The 25,959-nt window shown below is 35.5% G+C and carries 24 protein-coding genes and 1 tRNA gene; 16 read left to right on the top strand and 9 right to left on the bottom strand.

The genetic code is table 11. The annotated features are described in order from the left end of the window. The first annotated feature begins 41 nt into the window (after positions 1–41). The 7 genes from CLV73_RS08255 to CLV73_RS08225 all read left to right on the top strand — a co-directional run bounded on the left by CLV73_RS08255 (position 42) and on the right by CLV73_RS08225 (position 8,968). On the top strand, positions 42–482 hold the full coding sequence (locus CLV73_RS08255) for a hypothetical protein (protein ID WP_100376358.1): 441 nt from the start codon (positions 42–44) through the stop codon (positions 480–482). A 216-nt stretch (positions 483–698) separates the two neighbouring features. After that, complete coding sequence (locus tag CLV73_RS08250) at positions 699–1,448, top strand: SDR family NAD(P)-dependent oxidoreductase (protein ID WP_100376357.1); 750 nt, start codon at positions 699–701, stop codon at positions 1,446–1,448. 164 nt (positions 1,449–1,612) lie between these two features. Further along, on the top strand, positions 1,613–2,407 hold the full coding sequence (locus CLV73_RS08245) for a thymidylate synthase (protein ID WP_100376356.1): 795 nt from the start codon (positions 1,613–1,615) through the stop codon (positions 2,405–2,407). Between the two features lie 110 nt (positions 2,408–2,517). After that, positions 2,518–3,837 carry a serine hydrolase domain-containing protein gene (locus CLV73_RS08240; protein ID WP_100376355.1) on the top strand — a complete coding sequence of 440 codons (1,320 nt, stop codon included), beginning with the start codon at positions 2,518–2,520 and terminating at the stop codon, positions 3,835–3,837. A gap of 52 nt (positions 3,838–3,889) precedes the next feature. Further along, positions 3,890–6,403 (top strand): M1 family metallopeptidase, encoded by a 2,514-nt coding sequence (locus CLV73_RS08235; protein ID WP_100376354.1) that lies wholly within the window; start codon positions 3,890–3,892, stop codon positions 6,401–6,403. Positions 6,404–6,586: 183 nt separating this feature from the next. Beyond that, complete coding sequence (locus CLV73_RS08230) at positions 6,587–7,423, top strand: T9SS type A sorting domain-containing protein (RefSeq protein ID WP_100376353.1); 837 nt, start codon at positions 6,587–6,589, stop codon at positions 7,421–7,423. 216 nt (positions 7,424–7,639) lie between these two features. Continuing rightward, positions 7,640–8,968, top strand: coding sequence for a hydroxymethylglutaryl-CoA synthase family protein (locus tag CLV73_RS08225; protein WP_100376352.1), 1,329 nt, complete (start codon positions 7,640–7,642; stop codon positions 8,966–8,968). A gap of 39 nt (positions 8,969–9,007) precedes the next feature. Here the strand turns inward: CLV73_RS08225 and CLV73_RS08220 are convergent, their stop codons facing one another. Then, positions 9,008–9,931 carry an AraC family transcriptional regulator gene (locus CLV73_RS08220; RefSeq protein ID WP_100376351.1) on the bottom strand — a complete coding sequence of 308 codons (924 nt, stop codon included), beginning with the start codon at positions 9,929–9,931 and terminating at the stop codon, positions 9,008–9,010. Between the two features lie 181 nt (positions 9,932–10,112). Here CLV73_RS08220 and CLV73_RS08215 point away from each other — a divergent pair, with 181 nt between their 5' ends. From CLV73_RS08215 to CLV73_RS08200, 4 genes are all read left to right on the top strand, one after another. After that, complete coding sequence (locus CLV73_RS08215; RefSeq protein WP_100376350.1) at positions 10,113–11,642, top strand: aldehyde dehydrogenase family protein; 1,530 nt, start codon at positions 10,113–10,115, stop codon at positions 11,640–11,642. Between the two features lie 352 nt (positions 11,643–11,994). Further along, complete coding sequence (adhP, locus tag CLV73_RS08210; RefSeq protein ID WP_100376349.1) at positions 11,995–13,029, top strand: alcohol dehydrogenase AdhP; 1,035 nt, start codon at positions 11,995–11,997, stop codon at positions 13,027–13,029. 211 nt (positions 13,030–13,240) lie between these two features. Next, positions 13,241–13,885, top strand: a complete 645-nt coding sequence (locus CLV73_RS08205; protein WP_228424285.1) for a GNAT family N-acetyltransferase — start codon at positions 13,241–13,243, stop codon at positions 13,883–13,885. A gap of 49 nt (positions 13,886–13,934) precedes the next feature. Beyond that, positions 13,935–14,318, top strand: a complete 384-nt coding sequence (locus CLV73_RS08200; RefSeq protein ID WP_100376347.1) for a DUF779 domain-containing protein — start codon at positions 13,935–13,937, stop codon at positions 14,316–14,318. Here the strand turns inward: CLV73_RS08200 and CLV73_RS08195 are convergent, their stop codons facing one another. Beyond that, complete coding sequence (locus CLV73_RS08195; protein WP_157798758.1) at positions 14,319–14,792, bottom strand: hypothetical protein; 474 nt, start codon at positions 14,790–14,792, stop codon at positions 14,319–14,321. Between the two features lie 68 nt (positions 14,793–14,860). Then, a complete protein-coding gene (locus tag CLV73_RS08190) occupies positions 14,861–16,060 on the bottom strand; it encodes a dicarboxylate/amino acid:cation symporter (protein WP_100376345.1) in 1,200 nt (399 codons plus the stop codon). A 93-nt stretch (positions 16,061–16,153) separates the two neighbouring features. Between CLV73_RS08190 and CLV73_RS08185 the strand changes: the two genes are divergently transcribed. The 3 genes from CLV73_RS08185 (at position 16,154) to CLV73_RS08175 (ending at position 17,993) form a co-directional block, all read left to right on the top strand. Then, positions 16,154–17,089 carry a DnaJ C-terminal domain-containing protein gene (locus CLV73_RS08185; protein ID WP_100376344.1) on the top strand — a complete coding sequence of 312 codons (936 nt, stop codon included), beginning with the start codon at positions 16,154–16,156 and terminating at the stop codon, positions 17,087–17,089. Between the two features lie 3 nt (positions 17,090–17,092). Then, positions 17,093–17,395 (top strand): chaperone modulator CbpM, encoded by a 303-nt coding sequence (locus CLV73_RS08180; protein ID WP_100376343.1) that lies wholly within the window; start codon positions 17,093–17,095, stop codon positions 17,393–17,395. A 70-nt stretch (positions 17,396–17,465) separates the two neighbouring features. Then, on the top strand, positions 17,466–17,993 hold the full coding sequence (locus CLV73_RS08175; RefSeq protein ID WP_100376342.1) for a hypothetical protein: 528 nt from the start codon (positions 17,466–17,468) through the stop codon (positions 17,991–17,993). A gap of 55 nt (positions 17,994–18,048) precedes the next feature. On the opposite strand, the gene CLV73_RS08170 is transcribed toward CLV73_RS08175, so the two are convergent. Then, positions 18,049–19,032 (bottom strand): PLP-dependent cysteine synthase family protein, encoded by a 984-nt coding sequence (locus tag CLV73_RS08170; protein WP_100376341.1) that lies wholly within the window; start codon positions 19,030–19,032, stop codon positions 18,049–18,051. A gap of 67 nt (positions 19,033–19,099) precedes the next feature. Beyond that, positions 19,100–20,329, bottom strand: coding sequence for an ABC transporter permease (locus tag CLV73_RS08165; RefSeq protein WP_100376340.1), 1,230 nt, complete (start codon positions 20,327–20,329; stop codon positions 19,100–19,102). 4 nt (positions 20,330–20,333) lie between these two features. On the opposite strand from CLV73_RS08165, the gene CLV73_RS08160 reads away from it, so the two are divergent. Continuing rightward, positions 20,334–21,524 (top strand): exo-beta-N-acetylmuramidase NamZ family protein, encoded by a 1,191-nt coding sequence (locus CLV73_RS08160; protein WP_100377022.1) that lies wholly within the window; start codon positions 20,334–20,336, stop codon positions 21,522–21,524. Positions 21,525–21,566: 42 nt separating this feature from the next. Here CLV73_RS08160 and CLV73_RS08155 read toward each other — a convergent pair whose 3' ends face one another. The 4 genes from CLV73_RS08155 to CLV73_RS08140 form a co-directional block, all read right to left on the bottom strand. Next, entirely contained in the window at positions 21,567–21,773 is a 207-nt protein-coding gene (locus tag CLV73_RS08155; protein ID WP_100376339.1) for a hypothetical protein, read from the bottom strand. Positions 21,774–21,779: 6 nt separating this feature from the next. After that, complete coding sequence (locus CLV73_RS08150) at positions 21,780–22,430, bottom strand: DUF3575 domain-containing protein (RefSeq protein WP_100376338.1); 651 nt, start codon at positions 22,428–22,430, stop codon at positions 21,780–21,782. 8 nt (positions 22,431–22,438) lie between these two features. Continuing rightward, positions 22,439–23,614, bottom strand: a complete 1,176-nt coding sequence (locus CLV73_RS08145; protein ID WP_100376337.1) for a thioredoxin family protein — start codon at positions 23,612–23,614, stop codon at positions 22,439–22,441. 98 nt (positions 23,615–23,712) lie between these two features. Further along, positions 23,713–23,785: transfer RNA gene (locus tag CLV73_RS08140), tRNA-Phe, on the bottom strand. A gap of 293 nt (positions 23,786–24,078) precedes the next feature. On the opposite strand from CLV73_RS08140, the gene CLV73_RS08135 reads away from it, so the two are divergent. Further along, entirely contained in the window at positions 24,079–25,959 is a 1,881-nt protein-coding gene (locus CLV73_RS08135) for a type VI secretion system Vgr family protein (RefSeq protein ID WP_100376336.1), read from the top strand.

Genomic DNA, 25,959 nt, shown 5'->3' with positions numbered 1-25,959 from the left:
CTGTATATTGTATAACGAGTTGCTGTCCTTAAAAGAAAAAAATGAATAAAGAACAGATATTAAATACAATAAAAATAAAGGTAGAAGAGAAAGTTCATGCTTTCGAAAAACTTATCGCGGAAACCAGGGCATCAAATAATGATACCAAAAGTTCGATGGGAGATAAGTACGAAACGGGAAGAGAAATGCTTCAGCAGGAAATTAATAATCTTCAGAGACAGCTTAACGAAACATTGAGTCAGCAGGCTGTACTTCAGAAAATCACTTCAGAGCCATCTTTGAAAGTACAGAACGGAGCATTGGTGAAAACTGATAAAGGTTTGTTCTACGTTTCGGTTTCAGTAGGTGAAATTATTTTCAATGATCAAAAGATCATGACCGTTTCGGTAGAATCTCCATTAATAAAAGCAATGTCCGGAAAAACAAAAGACGATCAATTTATGATCAATACTATGCTGCAGACTATTGAGGAGATCTGGTAATTAAATGTTATTGTTTTGTTGTAATTAAAAATGATGAAATGCTATTTTTTTATTTTGTTTTTCTAGGAAATTATAGTGTTTTATAAAATAGTTTTAGATAAATTAACGTAACTGTTGTAAAATTAAGAAAACTTTATTGTTAAAATTTTAAGACGTGTATGGTTTCTTCGTAACTTGTTAGTAGTTATTTAAAGAAATATATAAAATTTTATCAATATGGGAATTTTAGAAAATAAAGTAGCTATTGTTACAGGTGCCGGTTCAGGAATCGGATTGGCTATTGCAGAAACGTATGCCAAAGAAGGGGCAAAAGTGATTGTTTCAGACATTAATGAAGAACACGGAAAACAGGTAGTGGAAAAAATAAAATCATCAGGAGGTGAGGCTTCATTTGTAAAAGCAGATACTTCGAAACCTGAAGAAGTGGAAGCTTTGGTAAAATCAACAGTTGAGATATACGGAAGATTGGATATTGCCTGTAACAATGCGGGAATTGGTGGAGAGCAGGAACTGACGGGAGATTATAGTCTGGATAGTTGGAGAAAAGTATTAAGTGTAAACTTAGATGGTGTTTTCTACGGCTGTAAATATGAACTGGAACAAATGGATAAAAACGGAGGCGGAGTGATTGTAAACATAGCATCTATTCACGGTACGGTTGCAGCACCGCTTTCGTCAGCTTATACCTCAGCAAAACATGCGGTTGTAGGACTTACAAAAAATATCGGCGCCGAATACGGGCAAAAAAATATCCGTTGTAATGCAGTCGGTCCTGCTTATATTGAAACACCGCTTCTGGAAAGTGCAAGCGGAGATATGAAAGAGGCACTGATTGCAAAACATCCGATGGGAAGGCTGGGAACACCTCAGGAAGTGGCAGAATTGGTTTTATTCTTAAGTTCTGACAAATCATCATTTATGACAGGAGGTTATTACCTTGTAGATGGTGGTTATACTGCAGTTTAAACTTAAACTTTATATTTGATAATCTTAAACCATCGGTTTTGGGACAAAAGAATATAAAAAAATAATAGAAAGCATTCATGGTTGTGAATGCTTTTTTTATAACTTACAATAACAAAAAATCATTAAGTTTTTTCTAAATTTGGACACTATAAATCGCTTTCAAAATGCAAAATTATTTAGACCTTTTACAGCATATTTTAGATAAAGGAACCGACAAAACAGATAGAACGGGAACCGGAACAAGAAGTGTTTTCGGATATCAGCTTAGATATGACCTGTCAAAAGGATTTCCTTTGGTAACCACCAAAAAAGTGCATTTGAAATCTATTATTTATGAATTGTTGTGGTTTTTGAAGGGTGATACCAATATCAAATACCTAAAAGATAATGGAGTTTCTATTTGGGATGAGTGGGCGGATGAAAATGGAGATTTGGGACCGGTTTATGGAGCTCAGTGGAGAAGTTGGCATGGAGCAGACGGAAAAGTGGTCGATCAGATTACTGAAGTGATCGATCAGATCAAAAAAAATCCGGATTCCAGAAGGTTGATTATTTCTGCATGGAATGTTGCTGAAATCCCTAATATGGCTTTGGCGCCTTGTCATGCTTTATTCCAGTTCTATGTGGCGGATGGAAAATTATCGCTTCAGCTGTACCAGAGAAGTGCGGATGTTTTTCTGGGTGTTCCGTTTAATATAGCAAGCTATGCATTATTATTGATGATGGTAGCGCAGGTTTGTGATCTTGAAGTTGGGGATTATGTTCACAGTTTTGGAGATGTCCACATCTATAACAATCATTTTGAGCAGGTTCAGAAGCAGCTTTCCAGAGATCCGAGACCTCTTCCTACCATGAAATTAAACCCTGAAATTAAAGATATTTTCGGGTTCGATTTTGAAGATTTTACTTTGGAAAATTACGATCCGCATCCGGGAATTAAAGCTCCTGTTGCGATTTAAAGATTTTAACTCAATAAAAATTAAATATAAACAATCAAGTGAAGTGTAAACTTCACTTTTTTTGTAACATCTTTTGAAATTTTTCAACCTATTAAAGCAAATCTCAGAATATGTTAAAAAAGTTATTTTTTCTGTCGGCAATCAGTATTTCTGGTCTTGCATTTTCCCAAAACAATGTCAAAGAAAAGCTGGGGAATTATTTTGATTCTCTTTTTGTACATCATAAAGTAATGGGGAGTTTTGCATTTGCAGAAAATGACCGCCCGACTTTTGTGAAAGTAATCGGATTTGCCGATGTTGAAAAAAATCAAAAAGCGAATGTAAACACACAATATCGAATCGGATCAATCAGTAAGACTTTCACGGCCGTTTTAATTATGAAAGCAGTTGAGGAAAAAAAGATTTCTTTAAATCAAAAACTTTCTGAGTTTTATCCTGAAATTCCCAATGCGGATAAAATCACCATAGAGAATTTACTTCAGCACAGAACGGGAATCCACAACTTAACCAACGAGGCCGAATATTGGCAATACAATACAAAACCTCAGACAGAGACTAGCTTGGTTAATATCATTAAAAAATATAAAAGTGATTTTGAACCGGGTGCAAAACACGAATACAGCAATTCAAATTATATCCTGTTGGGTTTTATCCTTGAAAAAGTGTACAAAAAATCTTATGCGGAATTAATTAAAGCTAAAATTACCAAACCTTTAAAGCTGACCTTAACTGAAGTTGGAGGAAAAATTGATACTTCGAAAGATCAGGCAAAATCTTATCAGTTTACCAACGGAAAATATGAAGTTTCGAATGAAACCGACATGAGTATTCCGATCGGAGCCGGAAATATTATCTCGACACCAAGAGATCTTTTGAGTTTTATTCTTGGGCTGGAGCATGGGAAACTAATCAAAAAGGAAAGTCTGGAAAAAATGAAAAACTTTGTGGATAATTACGGATATGGATTGGTAAAAGTTCCGTTTGGCAAATATTCGGGATTTGGGCACACCGGCGGAATTGATAATTTCAGATCGGCATTGTTTTATTTTCCGGATGTAAAAACAGCGGTAAGCTTTACAGCGAACCAGGCGGATATGGACACTAACGAAATCTCCATCAAAATGATGGAAACTGCAACGGGAAAAGATTTTGAAATGCCCAGTTTTAAAACTCTGGAAATCCCGGAAAGCGAATTACAGAAATTTGTAGGAAATTATTCTAGTCCGGATGTCCCTTTAAAAATTAATATCTTTATCAAGGACAAAAAACTAATGGCACAGGCAACAGGACAAGGTGCATTTCCTTTGGAGGCAACTTCAGAGACGAGCTTTAAATTCGACATGGCAGGAATTGTCATCGATTTTTACCCTGCGAAAAAACAGTTTGTAATCATTCAGAGAGGAACAAAAAATACGTTTACGAAAGAATAAAACAAAAGAAAATTATTCAACATTTAAATAAAAATAACTCTAAATAATACTAATGAAAAAAGCCATTTTATCGATTGCTCTTTTGGGTGGGATTTTCTTTTCCACAACTATAGCAGCGCAAACCGAAACTTCAGGCAGAGAAAAGGTGTACAGAGCTACCCATACAAAAGTAACGGAACTAAAGCATACCAAGCTAAAAGTAAACTTCGATTATCAGAAAGAACAGCTGAATGGTGAAGAATGGCTGACTGCTGCTCCGTTTTTTTATTCTACCAACGAATTGACGCTTGATGCAAAAGGAATGTTGATTCATGAAGTCGCTTTGGATACCAATGGTAAGAAGTCTCCTTTAAAATATGATTATAAGGATGATATTCTGAAGATTACTTTAGATAAAACCTACCAGAAAAATCAGGATTACACGGTTTATATTAAATATACAGCACGTCCGAATGAAGTAAAGCAACAGGGAAGTGCGGCAATTAATGATGCCAAAGGATTGTATTTCATTAATGCTCAGGGAAAAGATCCGGATATGCCGACTCAGATCTGGACACAGGGAGAAACGGAATCTTCTTCCGCATGGTTTCCTACCATTGATAAATCCAACCAAAAAACAACTCAGGAAATTTATATGACGGTTCCTGATAAGTATGTAACTCTTTCTAACGGACTTTTAAAAGATTCTCAGAAAGAAGCAAATGGATTGAGGACAGATCATTGGGTAATGGATAAGAGACATTCTACTTATCTTTTTTTCATGGGAGTGGGCGAGTATGCGATTGTGAAGGACAAATGGAGAAATATTCCGGTTGATTACTATATCGAAAAAGAATACGAACCTTATGCAAAACAGATCTACGGAAATACTCCGGAAATGATTGAGTTTTTCTCTAAAAAACTGGGTTATGATTATCCATGGGCAAAATATGCGCAGATTTCCGGAAGAGACTACGTGAGTGGGGCAATGGAAAATACCACGGCAACACTTCATGGAAGCGATATTTTACAAAAGCCGGGACAATTAATTGATGAAAATACCTGGGAAGATACCATTGCTCATGAACTATTCCATCATTGGTTTGGAGATTTGGTAACTGCGGAAAGCTGGAGTAATTTAACGGTAAACGAATCTTTCGCTAACTACTCAGAATATCTTTGGAACGAATATAAATACGGAAAAGACCAGGCGGATTATCATCAGATGACGGATGTTAATATGTATCTGCATAATCCCGGAGATTTTAAGAAGGATCTTGTAAGATTTAATTATGACTCCCGTGAAGATGTTTTTGATCTGGTTACCTATCAGAAAGGAGGTGGAATCCTTCATATGTTGAGAAATTATTTGGGAGATGATGCTTTCTTTGCAGGGTTGAATGATTATCTGAAAACATATGAATATCAGAATGCAGAAGCTCATCAGTTGAGATTGTCTCTGGAAAAAGTTTCGGGAAAAGATTTGAATTGGTTCTTTAATCAATGGTACTTTGGAAGCGGAAATCCGAAAATTAAATATTCTTACACTTTCGAACCTGTTAAAAAACAAGTGGCAGTTGTTATTGAGCAGACTCAGGAATTGCCATTCCAGTTTCCTTTGGCAATTGATGTTTACGATAATGGAAAGCCGAAGAGATATAACGTTTGGGTAAATGCGGAGGCAAAAAATACATTCAATTTTGATGTTTCTAAAAACGCAGACTTGGTTAATATCAATGCGGATGGAGTGTTATTGGCAGATATTACTGATGAAAAAACTCCAGAACAAAATTTAATGCAGTTCCTGGGTTCAAAAGAATTCAAAAGCAGGTATGAAGCATTAAATGGAATTAAAAGCCAGGTGGGGAAAAATCCTGCTGCTACAAAATTATTAGCAGCTGCGATTAAAGATCCTTTTTTCAGGGTAAGGATGAAAGCTTTACAGTTGATGGATTTATCCAATGCAGAACAATTAAAAGCAATGGGTGTTGAAGTTGAAAAACTGGCTTCAAATGATCCGAAAACATTGGTTCAGGCGTCAGCAATTTCTGCCCTGGCAAAAACAAAAGATAAAAAATACCTTCCGGTTTTCGAAAAAGGAGTGAATGCGGTTTCGAATGCGGTAAAGGCAAGTTCTGTAAGCGCAATTATTGATGTTGATCCGTCAAGAGCTAATGCTTTAGCTGATAAAATCGATTTGGAAGGTGCTCCTGATAACTTATTAGAAAAACTGTTGCCAATTATTGTTAAGAATAAAGTGACTTCCCAAATGTCAAATATTGCTCAGGTGGCAGCTTTTTATCCGTTTGTCAAATTTCAGAATCCGGAACTGGGAAAATCTGCGGAAGAAGGATACAACTGGATCATGAGTTCCGATAATTTGAAGGCAACCGAAAGCATTACAAAGATGTTGGGACATGCAAAAGGGCAGTTAGGGGATAACCCACAGGCGAAAATGATGATAAGCCAGATGTTAAAAGATGGTTTAAGTAAAAAAATGGAGCTTTTGAAACAGAATCCACAAAGTGCATCGAGTATTAATAAGCAGATTGATGTGATCAATAAAACGATTGAAGATTTTAAATAAATATTTAAGATAAGATATTGTTTTAAATTATGATAACCACTATTTTTATAGTGGTTTTTTAAATTAATTTTAATTTTATATCGTAATTTATTATTGATTTAATATTAAATATTTATTAATTATGGTATTTATTTAATTGTTAATTTGTAGATTTGTTATGAATTTAATACTTAATAACTGAAAATGAAAACAAGTCTATTTTTTAAATTGATGATGAATCGTCAATTTTTTTCTTTTTTATTGATGCTTTTTGTAATTGGTTTTAATGCGCAGGTTTCTACATTTCCCTGGACAGAAACTTTCGAAGACAGTTCGCCAACCAGAGCAAGCTGGACGCAAATATATGAAACGAATAATGTGAGCTGGACTTTTACTTCTGCGGCAACTACGGGAAGTATAGGAGTTACAGCTTTTGCAGGAACTAAATTTGCCAATTTTCCTGCAAATACCACTTCTGCTGACAAAACCAAACTGGTAAGTCCTCCTTTAAACTCTGCGAATCTTACTTCTCCTAAAATCAGTTTCTATCTTATCAATCCGCAACAGAATGGCAATGCAAACTGGGTAAGAATTTATTATAGAATGTCCGCTACAGATCCTTGGTCAACATTGATGGGATTTCAGCCTCCTTTCGCTTCCTGGTATCTTTTTGCCAATATCGGGATGCCGCCCAATATTTATCAGGTTGCTATAGAATGTGAAAATGCTCAGGGATATTCTACATTAATAGATAATGTTACCATAAGTAATGATGTTTTAAGCAGCAAAGAAATTTCAAAGCTGTCGAATACACAGATTAAATATTTCCCGAATCCGGTAAAGGATATTCTGAACTTTAAAGGAGAAGAAAGAATACAGGAAATCAGTATTTATGACGAATCAGGGAAAAAGGTTCAGACCAATAAGGTTGAAGCTGATCAGGGGAGTATGAATGTTTCTGCTTTAAGCGGTGGAATGTATATTGTTTCAGGTAAAACTGAGAATGGAGAAATAAAAACATTTAAAATGATAAAAAAATAAAGAATAAGGTTGCATAAAAAACTAAATTTTTTATTAGTCGGAGCATCTCTCCCCAGAGGTGCTTTTTAAATAATTTGTCAGATTCAGAATTTTGCTTGAAAAAATAGATTAAAATTTTATGACTTTACTGTTTTACTTAAAAATTTTAAATATTTAGCAAAAACTATAACTAATTAAACGTTTACATTTTTTAAATTCGTATAAAATTAAAATAATATGACTTTTGGAATCGAAGCAGCAAGCTATTATGTACCTTCCTTATATTTGGAAATTAAGGATTTAGCAGAAAAAAGAGGAATTGAACCTGCAAAACTGGAAAAAGGACTAGGATTGCATAAAATGGGTTTTCCTGATGTTCATGAAGATGCAGCAACCTTTGCAGCCGAAGCTTTGCTGAAACTGATTAAAGATTACAATATCAATCCAAAAGAAATATCAAGAATTTATCTGGGAACAGAAAGTGCTCTGGATGCGGCAAAACCAACGGCTTCTTACGCCATGCAGATGGTTGAAAAAGTCTTAGAAGCAGAATTCGGAGAAAGATGTTTCAAAAACTGTGACGTGGTAGATATGACTTTTGCTTGTATCGGAGCAGTAGACGCTCTTCACAATTCTTTAGATTTCGTAAGAGCAAATCCTGACAAAAAAGCGGTGGTTATTGCGAGTGATTACGCAAAATATGAGCTGGTTTCTTCCGGTGAATATACGCAGGGTGGAGGTGCTGTTGCTGTTTTAGTATCTTCCAAGCCTGAGTTAATAGAAATTGAAAACAATTGGGGAGTAGCTACAGAATCTGTTTTCGACTTTTTCAAGCCGAGACGCCATTTTACAAAAGAAGATTTAACAAATGCTCCCGAAAATTTCCCTGAGAAAATTGAAGTTTTTACGGATGAACCTGTTTTTGACGGACAATATTCCAACCAATGTTATCAGGACAGAATCAGAGAAGCTTATAATCATTATAAAGAGATTACCGGAAAAAATAAACCTTATGAGATCTGGAAATATCTCATTTTCCATCTTCCTTATGCTTTTCACGGAAAAAGAGTTTTCACTGAAATTTACAGCTTAGAAAACGGATTGTCTTATGAAACTCCTGATGAGCAAAAATCGGTTGCAAAATCTGAGGAATATATTCAGTTTATCAATGATAAAATTGAGAAATCCCAAAGAGCTTCTTCAGAAATTGGAAATATGTATACAGCCTCTATTTTTATGGCTTTACTTTCCGCATTGCAGACTTCTTTCAACGAAAATGAAGAATTAGCTGGGCAGGAAATCGGATTTTTAGGCTATGGAAGCGGTTCCAAGTCTAAAGTCTTTGCCGGAAAAGTTTCTGAAAACTGGAAAAATGTGGTGGCAAAATGGGATTTATTTGAAGGATTAAAAAACAGAAAGGCAATCGATTTTGATACCTATGAAAAGCTACATAGAAAGCAATTGGAAAATTCTGTGAACAACAACTATAAAGGTTTCGGATTACAATCTGTAGAATTGGAAAGCCCTGTTTTGAAAGGAGCAAGATATTACAATTATCAAGGGTAATCAAATTAATAAGGCCTCAATGTCAAATTGAGGTCTTTTTTATTCTAAAAATAAAACCTTATCCTGGTAGTTTTTTGGGGTAACTCCTACCAGTTGCTTGAATACTCTTGTGAAGTAATTGGTATCCGAAAAACCGGTCTGGTAAGCCGTTTCTTTAATACTGTTCTGACTCGCTAACAATTCTTTTGCCTTATTAATTCTTTCCTGTAAAATAAAATCATTCGGAGAAGTTCCCAGCTCATCTTTAAACATTTTAAAGAAATTTGATTTGCTTACATAAGCCAGTTTGGCAATACTCTCAATCGATAATTTCTGGTGAAGATTTTTTCTGATATAATCTACAGCAAAGCCGATTCTGGATTTATTCTTTACAATATTCTTTTCCACCATACTTCTCGCCTGAGTTTGCATCAGACGGATCAAAAGTTCTTTTAAGGCGAAATCGGCCATAATATCTTTTTGGGAATTATCATCCATCGCAATTCTCATGATATTATTGGTAGCCGAAGCCAAAGACTGATTGTTAAACAAAAAATATTCATCCAGCTCAATATTCCACCGGGAAGTTTCATCTACTTTAGGAAGATGATAGTTTAAATGATTCAGAGAATTTTCAATAAATTCAGGATTCAGGCTCAAAGAAATGCATTGTGATGGCGTTTCATCTGCTTCAGGAAAATCAATTACCATTGTCTCTCCCGGTGAAACAAGCACACTTTCTCCAGGATAATAGTCAAAGTAATTCGTCTTATTATCCAGTTTCATATGTTTTTTTCCACGGAGCATTGCGGTGAATGCTATTGTTTCAAAATGCAGTTTTACATCAAATGCAGCCTTATGGGTTTCATAAATGCTAAATTCACAATTGTTTAGATTGAATTTTGTCTGATTTTCAACCAGATGTAATAGCTGGTTTTCCCTTTTTAATTCGGGAGTTTCTAATAAAATCTTGTTATTGTTCATTTCTAAACATTTTTTATAACCTGTTTACTCAAATATAGAAAATAATCAACTTAAATAAATGTTAATGAAATAATAAAATTATCACTCTGCACGATTTTGATATTTTTTTGTACGATTTTGCTATATGAATGTTGCTGGTAAGTGTAATTTGGCTTTACAGAAAAATTAAAACTATATAAATATGAGCACTACAGCACAACTACAATCAGGTACTTTATTACAGTGGCCTGAATTTAAAAGCAGATATGATAACTATATTAACGGAAAATTTACAGCACCTGTAAACGGGCAGTATTTTGACGTAGTTTCTCCTGTTGATGGAAGAAATTTCACACAGGCGGCTCACTCTTCAAAAGAAGATTTGGAATTGGCGGTAAATGCTGCAGAAAAAGCATTTCAGACCTGGAAAGATACTTCTTCTACAGAAAGGAGTATTATTTTAAACAAAATTGCAGACAGAATCGAGCAGAATTTAGAGTACATCGCAACGGTTGAAACGATAGACAACGGAAAAGCTGTAAGAGAAACTTTAGCAGCAGATATTCCTCTGGCAATTGACCATTTCAGGTATTTTGCTTCGGTAATCAGGGCTGAAGAAGGTTCTCATAATGAACTGGATAAAGATACGGTTTCTCTTATTGTCCATGAACCTCTTGGCGTTATCGCTCAAATCATTCCATGGAATTTTCCAATTTTAATGGCGGTTTGGAAGCTGGCTCCCGCTTTGGCAGCAGGAAACTGTGTGGTGTTAAAACCTGCCGAAAGTACACCGATCTCCATTATGGTTTTGATGGAACTAATTGGCGATTTACTTCCTCCTGGAGTTGTAAATATTGTGAACGGCTTCGGAGCAGAATTAGGAAGGGCTTTAGTGACAAATCCAAAAGTGGCAAAAGCAGCATTTACGGGTTCTACAGCCACAGGTCGTTTGGTAATGCAGTATGCAACAGAAAATATTATCCCTGTAACATTGGAGTTGGGAGGAAAATCTCCGAACGTTTTCTTCAGTTCGGTAATGGATGCCGATGATGAATTTTTAGATAAAGCGATTGAAGGAGCGGTTCTTTTTGCTCTAAATCAGGGTGAAATCTGTACCTGCCCGTCAAGATTATTAGTTCAGGAAGATATTGCAGATGCTTTCATCGCGAAAGTGATCGAAAGAGTAAAAGCGATTAAAGTAGGTAACCCACTGGATAAAACCGTAATGATGGGAGCTCAGGCTTCTAAGATTCAAAAAGATAAAATCCTTTCTTACATTCAGTTAGGAAAAGAAGAAGGAGCAGAAGTGCTTGTTGGTGGAGATGTGAACAATGTTGGTGAAGGTTTGGAAAACGGATACTATATCCAACCGACTATTTTTAAAGGAAACAACAGGATGAGAATTTTCCAGGAAGAAATTTTCGGACCAGTATTGGCTTTTACCACGTTTAAAGATGAAGAGGAAGCATTACGAATTGCAAACGATACTATTTATGGTCTTGGAGCTGGAGTTTGGACAAGAGATGCACACCAGCTATACAATATCCCGCGCCAGATTCAGGCAGGCAGAGTTTGGGTGAACCAGTATCATTCTTATCCGGCAGGGGCGCCTTTCGGAGGCTATAAACAGTCGGGAATCGGCCGTGAAAACCATAAAATGATGTTGGATCACTACCGTCAGACCAAAAACATGTTGATTTCATACAACAAAAACAAATTAGGTTTCTTTTAATTTTTAAATATTAGGGCGTGCCCGTTTTCCCCGTCTCGACAACGGGGAAAAACGGTCGGGCTATCCAGGGCTTCACTTCGTTTCGGTGCTTCGCACTCTCGTTTTTTCAAACGAGACCCTTCCTATCCCTCACGCAAACAATAGTACTTCTTGCCTGAAATTCAGGTGAGCCGGAGATCTTGTAAAAATTCATAAGATAAAATTCTTAGTGATCTTGGCTAAGTCAAACGCTTTGCGAGCTTAAAATACACAGCCTAATTGGCAAAAAAAGTCTTTGGGCTCTTTGCGTTAAAAAAAATCATCAAATTAAAAGATGAAACATTAAACTAAAAACTAATCAAAAAATCAAGATATGATTCCAAAAACAATGAAAGCTGCCGTTGTTCAAGGCTATGGACAACCCTTAAAAATAGAAGAAGTTCCGGTAAGAGAGCCCGGAAGATATGAAGTTTTGGTAAAAGTAATTGCATGTGGAGTTTGCCATACAGACTTACACGCTGTTGACGGAGACTGGCCTGCAAAGCCTAAAATGCCATTGATTCCCGGGCATGAAGGGGTCGGAATTGTGATCGCTTGCGGACCGGAAGCTTATGTAAAGGAGGGTGATGCGGTAGGAGTTCCATGGCTGTATTCCGCTTGCGGATGTTGTGATTACTGCATTACGGGTTGGGAAACCCTTTGTGAAGCCCAAAAAAACGGAGGTTATAGTGTTGATGGAGGTTTTGCAGAATATGTTATTGCAGACTCACGATATGTTGGCCATTTGAAATCCGATGTTAACTTTTTAGAAATCGCACCTATTCTTTGTGCGGGGGTAACGGTTTACAAAGGTTTAAAAGAAACCGAAACAAAACCAGGAGAGTGGGTAGCTATTTCAGGAATTGGAGGATTGGGGCACGTTGCGGTACAATATGCAAAAGCCATGGGGATGCATGTTGCGGCGATTGATGTTGCAGATGACAAATTAGATTTAGCGAAAAAATTGGGAGCAGACTTAGTGGTCAATGCAAAAAACACAGATCCTGGAGAATATCTTCATAAAGAAGTCGGCGGAATGCACGGCGCGTTGATTACGGCGGTCTCTCCCATTGCTTTTAAACAGGGGATTGATGTTCTGAGAAGAAAAGGAACTATTGCTTTGAATGGTCTTCCTCCGGGCTCCTTTGAATTACCGATTTTTGAAACGGTGCTGAAGAGAATAACTGTAAGGGGTTCAATTGTAGGAACCAGAAAAGATCTTCAGGAAGCCCTGGACTTTGCCAATGAAGGATTGGTAAAGGCAACGGTGACTCCTGCAAAATTAGAAGATATCAATAATGTTTTTGATAAAATGAAAAAAGGGCAGATTGATGGCAGAATCGTTCTCGATATTGCAGGCTCAAATTAAATGATGATGAGTGGGTTCGGCGAAATGAAATTTCGCCGAACTTTTTTAACTTTACTGTAGTCAAATGGTAAAAAAAGCAATAGTTAAATTGTACGAAATTAAACTGTCTAAGGGTTATCAAGAAGAATAAATATAACAATACGTCAACTCACGCAGAGTTTTCCAATATGATATTAGGAGAAATTTTATTTTTGAAGTTCTAATTAAAAGCATGATGGGAGATTTAATTTCAAGAGATTTAATCCTGAATTGGTTGAAAGCCTGGTGTATATCACGTGATTTGCCTTTGCCAGCCGAATATAAATCAGGGTTTAAAGTAGATGTTGGATATCCGGATCAAAAACAACGTTATGTTTTTCCAGAACTTAATGATGATTTTTTTCAATTATCAAATGAAATTGATGATACTTGGATTTATCTTAAATTCTGTGGTTCTCCGGAAGACATAAAAGATAAGATTCCGGCAAGATGGGAGATCCAGCCTCAGGGTTACATGATGTATTGCTTTGAACCAATGAAAGCTGTTCATCTTGAGTTAAGTGACGATTATAATCTAAAAGTTCAGGTTTTAAACTCAGTATTTATCGCTCAAATTCTGACGGATAAAAATAAAATTGCCTCGGAAGGCCGTCTTATACTTGTTGATGATTTGGCAATTTATGATAGAATTGTAACACACGAGGAGCATAGGGGGAAAGGACTTGCTACCATTCTAATGAAAGAATTGGAAAATATTGCAATCTCGAATGGTATTCGGAAGAATTTTTTAGTAGCTACCCAGCAAGGGAAGTCTCTTTATGAAAAATTAGGCTGGAAACTTTACACGCTTTATACTTCGATTGTTATTGTACCTTAAATTAGAAACAAGTAATGTCGATATTTAAATTATCACAAAAGAAAAAATTATGCAAACCAAAATATCACGTCTTTCAGCCACGGAAAAAGCCATAGAAGTGATCTGGGAATTAGAAAAAAAATATGGCGATTTGATGTTTTATCAAGCAGGAGGCTGCTGCGAAGGAACACAACCTCAATGTTTCGAGAAAGGAGGAATCTTCCCAAGAATGAATGATGCCATGATCGGCACCATCAACGGCCATGAATTCTGGATCGACCGTGATCTTTTCGAATACTGGAAATATTCGCATTTCACATTGGATGCTGTAGATGGTTTCGGACCGGGAGGGTTTTCTTTGGAAACACCTTTAGGAAAAACATTTAAAGTCAATTACAGACTTTTCACACAGGAAGAATTACAAAATCTGGAACCTGTGAAAAGAAGTGAATAATTATCGTATATTTTTTAAGGAATTATTTTTTTGAGCAATAAAATTCAATTCTCTTAAAAAGTCATATTTGCCTCTTTTGATGCTTCTTTTCAGTATGAAATATTGGATAATAGCCACAAAGAACGGAAGAACAAGAATAAAATAATTATTTTCGTCTTTACTAATTTGGCTGGCAATAAACATGGTAAAAACAGTTGAGATGATCATTGTTATAAAATGAAAAAAGAATGGTTTAAATTTTATTTCAAGTGATGTTTTATTATTCACTTCCAAAATACTTCCCATTATAACCGAATGTAGAATATTAAAATCGAAGAAATGCAGCCTTCTTTTAATTGTAAAATCATTCTTGTTCACAGTTCCCCGATATTCAAACCTTGTAGGAATCCCGTTATCAGGAATTAGAGATATGAAAGACGTATTAGTATTATAGGTGATCTTCTTCAGGCTTTCTACAAATTCAGATGTGTTCATGTCAATATCGAATTTGAGACTATCATAAAGCCCGATACTTTTATAAAAAGAATTCATATTAATAAAAATTAAACTTTCACAAACCTACTCACAAACATGGAAGCTACCAATTGACCGACAGCATTCAGAACTGTAGCTAAAGGATCAACGAGTGTTCCGATAATCATCACTGCCGGAATGGCTTCCTGTGGCAATTTATAAACAGAAATCATCAACATTTCGCCAATATATCCGCCATTCGGAATTCCACCGGCGACAATACTTACAAAAACCGTAATTCCTAACGCTAAAAGTAAATTCATCGGATCAAAAAAATCTCTTCCGATAATTAAAAAAGCTACATAAATCTTAATAATTGAAGACATTGATGAGCCATTCTTATGCAAGGTCGTTCCAATCGGAATCACAATATTTGAAATTTGGCTTGGAATTCCAATTTTTGAAGCGGCCTGTAAATTAGCAGGCATTGTTGCAAAACTGCTGCAGGTACTCAAAGCGGTTAAAGTCGGATAAATAGCATTGGTCCAAAAACTTTTTACTCCATTCTGCCCTTTTGCCATAAAAGCATAAAGTGAGAAAAAGACTAAGAAATAAACAACTCCTGCAATATAGTATAACCCTAAAGGTTTAGCATAAAATCCAAAAAGTTGAGGTCCTAAAGTTGCCACCTGATAGGCAAAATAAGCTCCCAGACCAATTGGAGCGATTTTCATTATTAATAAAAGCAGTTCTTTCATCACTTCGTAACCGGAAGCAATAAATGATCTGAAAACCGAACCCTTTTCTCCTGCTTTTCTGGCTGAAAACCCTGTCATGAAAGCAAAAATTAAAAGCGCTAACATATTTTGTCTTGAAAAAAGCTGTGTGAATTCCCCAACCGTAAAGAACCCTACAATTCTATTTCCCCAGCTGTCGTTATTCGCTGCTTCTTCAATAATTTCGTTGCTTCCGGAAACTCCGGATACAGGAAATACATAAACAGCACAAATGGTAAAAACAGCGGCTGTTAAAATAAAGAACAGAAAGGTAAAAGCCATCGTTACCATGATTTTTCCGAATTTGGATTGCTGTTCCAATGATGCAATAGAATTGGAAACAGCAAAAAATACCAATGGAACCACACTCACAAAAAGAAGATTCAGGAAAATATCACCTAAAGGTTTGATATAATAAACAACATCGGGAGCAACAATTCCGATAATGCTTCCAATGGTGATTCCTAGCAATAAAAGGATGATTCCTGAATAGTTTTTCAACACTTCTTTCATAGGGTGCTTTTTAATCAAAGATAGGCTTATTTTTAACATTCAATAGTATTAATTTCAGTCATAAATTCCTTAAATTTGAGTAAAAACGTTCCTATGGCGTATATAGATTACTATAAAATTTTAGGTGTAGATAAGAATGCGACGCAAGATGACATTAAAAGAGCTTACAGAAAATTAGCGAGGAAGCTACATCCAGACTTAAATCCTGATGACAAAGAGGCCGAGCGAAAATTCAAAGAACTGAATGAAGCCAATGAAGTGCTCAGCAATCCTGAAAATCGTAAAAAATACGATAAATATGGGGAACACTGGAAGCATGGGGAAGAATACGAGAAAGCTCAGCAACAGCAAAGACAATATCAAAGTCAAAGTCAAAGTCAAAGTCAAAGCGGAAATTTCGGAGGTGGATTTTCCGGTGCTGATTTTGGAGAGGGGGAAGATTTTTCAGATTTTTTCCAGAGCATGTTTGGCGGAGCCGGAGGCGGTTTTGGGAGAAGTTCGAGAGGTAGTGCTTCAGGAAAATTTAAAGGACAGGATGTACATGCAGAGTTGAATTTAAGTTTAAAAGATGCAGCCACAACGCATCAGCAGACTTTTGATATTAATGGTAAGAAAGTAAGAATTACAATTCCTGCCGGAGTATATGACGGCCAGCAAATTAAATTAAAAGGTCATGGAAATCCAGGCTTTAATGGAGGGCCTCATGGGGATTTATATATCACTTTTACTATTCCTGCCGATCCGAATTTTGAAAGAATAGGTGATGATCTGAAAACGAAAGTTTCGATAGATTTATATACTGCTGTTTTAGGTGGTGATGTAAAAGTAAATACATTGACAGGAAGTGTTAATTTAAAAGTAAAACCTGAAACCCAAAACGGAACGACAGTAAGGCTGAAAGGAAAAGGTTTTCCGGCATATAAAAAAGAAGGCGATTTTGGTGATCTGTTTGTGACTTACGAAGTGAAACTGCCGACAAATCTCACCGAAAAACAAAAAGAACTTTTTGAACAACTTAAAAATTCCTAAGTCATGAGTGAAAGAATATCGCGAGAAGAACTCGTAAAAATATATAATATTGAAGTCACTTTTTTTGATGAACTGGTAGATTCCGGTTTGCTGCATATTCAGACCGAAAATGAAATCAGGTATCTGAGGTATGAAGATTTACCTTCTTTTGAAAGGTTTGCCAATTGGCATTACGATCTGGAGATCAACCTTCCCGGCTTGGAAGTTATTCATGATATGCTGAAGAAAATGGAAGATTTAAAACAGAAAAACCGGGAATTGATGAATAAGCTTTCTGCAATTAGCGATAAATATGAAGATGGGTAAGGAATAATGAAGTAGGGTGAAGATGTTGGTAAATTGAAAATCCTATCTTTGTGCACAGAAATTAATAAGTATGAGTGAAGAAAGAGTAGTTGTTTTAAAACCTAAAAGGCAGGATTTCGAGGAAATATACTTTAGCGGAAACCAGGGAAGTCTGTTTTTCTCATCAACAACAAGAGGAAAAACAATTACAACAATGGTTGTAGGGTTGATTTTAATGATTATGTTTCTCTTTAAAGATGATTTCACCAAAGAAAAATTCGGAATTTTATATTTTGTAAGCTTTCTGTTTTTGATTTGTGCCATTTTTCTTTCAGTAAGCATTAATAAAGTTTCAAGGTGGAAAAAACAGGTAAATGCCTATTTAAACAAACTTGAAAACTGCAAAATATATGAAATTCGGTTCGATCAAAATTTCTTCACGGTAAATATTGATAATGAAAAAGAAACCAGTGAATGGAAAGATTTTGAGTATTTCAATAGCAATAATGAATTTATTACAGTTGAAGGGAAGTACAGTTACATGTTTCCCAGAAAATCGATGAGCGAGAAAGATTACAGTATTTTAAAACAGGTTTTAAAGCAAAATATTAAAGAATAAAACAAAAAACTCAGAGCAAAATACTCTGAGTTTTATTTTTATCATGAAAAGCTGATTAATCCAACCAGCCCATTTCTTTCATCCAATCATCATTGTAGATCTTTCCAACATATCTTGAACCGTGATCATGTAGTAAAACAACAATCACATCATCTTTTGTAAACTGATCTTTCATCTGTACCAGAGAAGCAATTGCACTTCCTGCAGAATATCCGCAGAAAATTCCTTCTTCTTTAGCCAGTTTTCTGGCGTACACGGCGCCGTCTTTATCCGTAACTTTTTCAAAATGATCGATGACAGACATATCATAGTTCTCAGGAAGAATATCTTCACCGATCCCTTCAGTGATATAGGTGTAAGCATGTCCTAAATTTACTTCTCCTGTTTCATGAATTTCCTTTAAGATGGAACCGTATGTATCAACACCAATTACTTTAATCTCAGGATTCTTCTCTTTGAAAAATTTTCCGCAGCCTGTAATGGTACCTCCTGTTCCGGCTCCCACTACAAAGTGAGTCAGTTTCCCTTCCGTTTGTTCCCAAATTTCAGGAGCGGTAGATTCATAATGAGCTGCTCTGTTGGATAAATTATCATATTGATTCACGTACCATCCGTTTTCCGTTTCTTTTGCCAGTCGTTTCGACACAGAATAATAAGAACGCGGATCTGTAGGTTTTACGTCTGTCGGACAAACGATCACTTCAGCTCCAACGGCACGAAGAATATCACATTTTTCTTTTGATTGTTTAGAATTGGTCACAAAAATACATTTGTATCCTTTGATGATTGCAGCAAGAGCTAGTCCCATTCCTGTATTTCCTGAAGTTCCTTCAATGATGGTTCCTCCGGGTTTTAATCTTCCATCCTTTTCTGCGTCTTCAATCATTTTAAGAGCCATTCTGTCCTTTACAGAATTTCCGGGATTGAAAGTTTCTACTTTTGCTAAAACTAATGCAGGAAAGTCTTCCCCTAAAACTTTATTAAGCTTTACTAATGGGGTATTTCCTATAGTTTCAAGAATATTTTCTGCGTATTTCATAAATGTTTTATAAGCCCTGCAAAGATAGGATTTTAAATTTTAAGGATAATTTAGATGGAGAAAATGCTTAGTTGTATTTAATCGCTTTAACGGGTGATATTTTACTGATCAGATAACTGGGAATAATTAGTGCCAATCCCGAAATAATCAGGATTCCCACTGAAATGGATATAATTGCAATAGGGTTCAGGTCTACGGGAACTGTACTTACATAATAGTTCTCAGGGTTAAGTTTGATCACCCCAAAAAACTTCTGAATCAGAATCAATCCGAGACCGATTGCGTTTCCATACAAAAGTCCGGGAATCATAATAATTAAAGTGTAATTGATAAATGTTGCTCTGATCTGAGAATTGCTTGCTCCTAAAGTTTTAAGTAAACCAATTGAATTTGTTCTTTCAATAATAAGAATCAAAAGAACCATAATGATATTGATAATCACAACAATCAGCATGATGATAATAATAAGAGCAATATTGGTGTCGTAAATACTTATCCAATCCGTGATCTGAGGAAACTTTTCGGTTGCTTTCTCGGCATAATTTTTATAGCCAATCAATTTTTCAATCTCAGGATAGTCCTTGTCAATATCATTCACATTTTTCAGGAAAATATCGATTCCACCCACTTCATCAGGCTTCATATCCTGAATTTTTCTTACATGATTGATGCCTCCGATAACGAATTGTTCATCAATCATTTTAATATCAGTTTTGTAAATTCCAACCACTTCAAATTTTCTGTAAATTGGTTTTTGATCAACTTTAGAAAATATCGTAACAATACTGTCTTTCAGTTTGAGATGAAGATCATTGGCGATTTTTTGGGAAATAGTTACTCCGTGATTGTAGCCTATTTCTGTAACAATGGGAGTACGTCCTTCAATTAAGAATTTTTTGAAACGCAGACTGTCAAAATCCTTTCCGATTCCTTTAAAGATAATTCCGGCAAAATTATGTTCATTACGCATAATCCCGGTTACGGTAGCATATTTCTGTACGCTTGCTACATCCGGAAGCTCCTTTATTTTCTGAAGTTGCAGTCCCTGATTATCCAGAACTGAAGTATTATAAGAGGAATTGGATTTGGTAGATTTTATGGTGATATGCCCACTGAAATCCGCTAGTCTTTCCTTGATCGCTTTCTTAGAACCAAAGCCCGTAGAAACCGTAATGAGGGAAACAATAATCCCTAAAGCTACGGAAAGTCTGCCGATGAAGATGATAACCCTTGAGAGATTATTTTTGTTATCTTTGGAAAACGCTATTTTTCTAGAGAAATATAAAGGAAATTTCAAGCTTATGAATTTAGATTTCAAAATTAAAAATTTACTTCTTATTTGCCTAATTTTTTTAGGAGTATTCAATCATTATTCTTCTCAGATTCAAACAGATTTCAAAACTGGGGTGGATCAGCCGGAGCTTTATCTTCCTTTATTGAAGAATAAGACAATCGGTGTTGTGACGAATCAGACGGGACTTATGAATGATCGGACGCATTTGGTGGATTTTTTAGTTAAAAACGGGATTAAGATTCAGACTATTTTTGCTCCTGAACACGGTTTCCGTGGAGATGCAGATGCAGGTGAAAAGGTGAAAAACGGGGTAGATGTAAAAACCGGGATTCCTATCATTTCTTTATATGGTAAAAATAAAAAGCCAACTGCGGAACAATTGAAGGGTATTGATATTGTTGTTTTTGATATTCAGGATGTAGGAGTAAGATTTTACACTTATATTTCAACATTGACCTATTTGATGGAAGCAGGAGCAGAAAATAATGTCGAAGTTATGGTTTTGGACAGACCCAATCCGCATGATGGATATACAGACGGTCCTGTTTTAAAGAAAAAATGGGCAAGTTTTGTAGGAATGCATGAAGTTCCTGTTGTGTATGGTTTAACGATAGGAGAATATGGGAAAATGGTAAATGGAGAAAAATGGCTGAAAAATGAAGTTCAGGCAAAATATACCATTATTCCGATGAAGAATTATCATAAAAAACAACGTTACCCGATTTTAGATAAACCTTCACCGAATTTGCCGAATGATAAAGCCATTAATCTGTACCCAAGTTTATGTTTTTTTGAGGGAACACAGGTATCTGTAGGAAGAGGAACAGACTTACCGTTTCAAATTTATGGTTCACCATGGACGCCGGATTTACCGTATGAATTTACCCCAAAACCTAATTTTGGAGCAAAAGATCCATTTTTGAATGGGAAGTTATGTTATGGTGAAAATCTATCAAATTATCCGACTGATTTAAGAGAGATCAATTTAGAATGGTTAATTAAAGCATATAAAAATTATAAAAATCAGGAACTGGATTTTTTTCTGAAGAATTTATGGTTTGATACTTTGGCCGGAACGAATAAATTGAGAAAACAAATTATATCAGGAAAATCAATCCAAGAGATTAAGGAATCTTGGAAATCTGATTTGGAAGATTTTGAAAAGATAAGAAGCAAGTATATTCTTTACGAGAACTAATTAGTAAAAAGTCAATTGTACATTTACAATTGACTTTTTTATTTAATCAAAATCCTGGGGAGGATTTTTATCATTTTTTCCTTTATTCATAATAAGAAGGCCTATCGTTAGTCCTATTACTCCTGCCGAAGCAGTCATTAAAGCCCGTTCTATTTTATCAGCTTCCTCATTTCCTAAATAATTCATTAAGAACAGAATCACGAAAGTGAACACGCAAACTAGGATATGATTTCTTCCGAATAATTTCATACAGAATTATTTTAATTTATAAGAGATCATTATACCACCACGGTAAGGAATAATTTCCCCACTTTTATTATAGTTTTCAATACGGTCATACCTTTCTTTCTCGTCGGTTCCACGAACATAACCTTTATAAAAATCTTGAGAATGTCCTACAGTTGCATACAATTCCATATTCCATCTTTCTGAAAGATTAAATTGGTAACCGGCAGTAATTCCTAAAAGAATTGAATATCCCTTTTGATAAAGTTGAGAACTTATGTATTTAGTTGGTAACATTGTCTCTTGGTCGTAATGTATGTCGTCATTCCAATAGCTCCATTTTTGTAAAACGAAAGAAGAGGCTCCAATGTTTGCTCCTACAAACCAGTGTTTGAAAGCTTCATCAAAGTAATATCTACCATCAAAAGAAACAGAATAATACTGAAGTTCATGCCCCGCAAAGGATTTCCAAGGAGAAATAAAAACATCCCCTTGCAGCGTTATTTTTTTGTTTAATTGATGTTCAACTCCCACATTTACAATGCCAATAGGAATGAATAATGCATTTCCTTTTATATATACTTTTGTTTCAGATTTTTGTTCAGGTACTTCAGCTGTTTGTGCGCTTATTGTATGTAGAGCAAATAATCCAAATAAGGAGATTAGAATTTTATTTTTCAAGACTTTTATTATTTGATTTGTTTTAATAATTCTTCTGCAAGACCGGCATCTTTGTTGTTTTGAACAGCTATATTTCTGGACATTTCAGCGAAGCTCTTAGCTGGTCCTATATTTCCGGTTAAAAAGTAAATTTTTGCCAGAATATAAGTGTTTTCAGACGTTTCACCACGCATTACAGATTGTTCCGCCCATTCGGCTGCTTTTTTTAATGAGGGTTTGTTTTTTACATGTTCAGAAAAAATCCATGCTGCTTTTAAAAGTTCATTAGGATCAAATGAATCCGTTTTTTTATAATATTCCAGTGCTGTTTTTTCATATTCCGCAAAGTTAGCCGTCTGTTCGTAATAGGCTAATTTGGTCTGATTTAGTTTTGTTATAGCTTCATCTTTACCAACTAAAGGCTCGGCAGTTTTCATGAAGTAATCCTCATTAATCTGTTTGTTTTTTTCATCTATAGACTGTGCGACAATTTTAGATAAAATGAGTTGATGATCAAAATCTGAATAGGTTTTCTCGGGTAAGAATTTAATCACTTCCGCTTTTCTTGAAACAAATACTTTGTAATTGGGATCTTCTGTAGATTTTAAAAAGTACAATAAATAACCAATTTCGTCTTTAGTAAGTTCCTCTGTTTTCTTTTTGTTTTCAAAATATCTTTCGGATGCTTTTTTAGCAAATTCAAAATCAGAAGTTGAGTTGAGTTTAATGATATTAATTAAAAATTCAGGATCTTTCTCTCCTTTAGCAAATCTTTCTTTTAAGGAACCTTTAGCGTTGTTGGGAGAATTGACATCTTGTGCCATGAGCAGGAACATGCTTTCTTCCATGTATCCATAGTTTTGAGAAACCAGTTCTCCGTCACCGTTTAAGAAAAGATAAGTAGGGTACGAACGGACACCAAATTTAGCGGCAACTTCTCTTCCTTCCCCTTTTTCCATATCGATTCGGGCATTTACAAAATTCTTGTTGAAAAAATCACCTACTGATTTTGTAACAAAAACATTTTTCTCCATCATTTTACAAGGTCCGCACCAAGAGGCATAAGCATCTATAAAAACCAATTTTTTTTCTTTTTTTGCTTTTGCCACTAAATCTTTAAAAGGAAGTTCCTGAAACTGAATTCCATCCTGAGCGAAGCTAAAAAGAGAAATAAATATAAATAGTCCGGTAACGATACTTTTCATTTTCAATTTGGAATTTAAAAAAGCGAAGATACTTATTTTAAATGAATGTAAATTGATGTTAAAAACAAAAAAACCATCTCAATTGAGACGGTTTTAAGTGGTTTCTCCAGGAATCGAACCAGGGACACATGGATTTTCAATCCATTGCTCTACCAACTGAGCTAAGAAACCATTAGGTTACTTCTTTTTTGAAGTGGTGCAAAAGTATAATAATTTATAATACCATACAAGTTTTAAACGTTTTTTTTTTCGAGAAAAAATCTTTTTTTCTATACTGTTCTCAAATTTAATAGTAAAATAAAAGTTTCCGAAGATGATTATAAATAACTGATTTTTAGGATTTGTGTTGTCTAATAATTGTTAGTCGTAGAACTACGACATTTTTTAAAATTTAATGAGAAATTTCATTTTTAATCTATAATTACATCTATATTTGGTGATATAGAAAACACCTCACATTATTTATGAAAAAAAATACTTCGAATTCTGATAAGATTTCTGAGAATCATATTCCGGGAATCAATCGAGTGGTGAAACTGGATATTGTGATTGAAGGCAAGATTATCAAACACTTCAAGTATTTCCGCCTGCAACAAAGTGTAAGGCGACACCACAACTTCGAGCTTATTCTTGCTCATGATTCTCTGGGAGAAGCTCAGAATCATACGTTAGAACAGGCAAAGCATTTTCTGGGAAAACGTATCACAATTGTTTTTAAATATAAAGATTATGAAAGTGAAAGTCCTGAAAGAAATTTTGTAGGAATTATTACCAAAGTAGCTTTCAGCCAGGAAAAAATGAGCCTCGGAAATATAGTTCTCAAAGGCCAAAGCCCGACTATTCTTATGGATGCCGCACCTCATACACAAAGTTTTGGAGGAGATCAGGCTGTTAATACAGGTATTATTGCCAATAAAATAATTAAAGAGGCGTTTGGGTCAGGAAAATTTGATTTCAGGGTGGAAGCCCAGAATAAAAGCTATATTAATTATAGCTCACAATATAACGAAACCCATTACAATTACCTTGCAAGAACTGCTGAAGCTTACGGAGAACAGTTCTACTATGATGGTGAAGTTCTTCATTTTGGAAAGCTTCCCCCTTCTGAAAAGCCGATTCGACTCGTCTATGGGAGTAATGCAACTGATGTTCAGGTTGAATTGAATGCGGTACATATCCATCCTGAATTTTTTGGATACAACAGCAGCAGCCATACCAGAATGGAGGGTTCTAAAAATAATATTAGTCATATAGGAGGAATTCCCTCTGAAGCTTATGAGCTTAATAATAATATCTTTAAGACCCGTTCACTTTCTCCGGCTCCCATTAATCCCAACATGTTCGTAGATGTGGACGATTCCCAAAAAAGTGCTGCTGGAAGTGCCGCTGTAGAAGTTTTTACTGTTTCAGGGAAAACTACGGTTCCTTTTTTATATCCAGGATGTCTTGCTGATATCGAAATGAGAAAGCCTGATAGCAATCAGACTTCTTATTTTACAAAAATTACTGTTACGGAAGTTTATCATGAAGTCAAAGAGCGGGGGGATTACACAGGAAGTTTTGAAGCTATTGCCGACGGAACAGGCTTTATGCCTAAACCTGATTTTATACAGCCTAAAGCAGAGCCACAGGTAGCAACTGTAATTTCCAATACGGACCCACTTAATCAAGGACGTATTCAGGTGCAGTTTGACTGGCAGAAAAATCCTGATACGACTCATTTCATAAGAATGATGAGTCCGGATGCAGGAGGAACCGATATGATTACTCAAAACAGGGGTTTTGTAGCAATTCCAGAAGTAGGGGATCAGGTAATGGTGGGGTTTGAGTATAACCATCCTGACTTTCCTTTCGCTATGGGAGGAATGTTCCATGGGCAGGTAGCTTTAGGGGGGAGTATTAACAATCATATTAAATCAATACAGACAAGAAGCGGTAATAAAGTGATCTTTAACGATCAGGAGGGAAGTATTTTTATTGAAGATCCGAGTGGAAATACCTATCTTATGGACGGAAAAGGTAATATTACCGTTAATGCACCTAAAAATATAACCTTTACTGCCGGAGAAAATGTACAGATTAATGCCGGGAAAAATATCATTGCTTCCGCTCAGAGAAATATAAATATTATGGCCGGAGAAGATATTACAGAAACGGCTAATGATGACTATAATCTGACGGCAAGTAACATTATCGAAACTGCAGAGGTAGGAAGAAGCTCCAGAGCAAAAAATATTACGGAAAATATGGAAGCTGGTTCTTACATTAGTACAAAAGATGCCATCAATGTAGAAAGTGCCAAGGAAGTTCTTATCAATAGTGGGAAACAGGTAAAAATGCAATAA

Origin of the sequence: Chryseobacterium geocarposphaerae (assembly GCF_002797535.1) — a bacterium.
GTDB classification, from domain to species: Bacteria; Bacteroidota; Bacteroidia; order Flavobacteriales; family Weeksellaceae; genus Chryseobacterium; species Chryseobacterium geocarposphaerae.
This window is presented reverse-complemented; position numbering and strand designations above follow the sequence as displayed.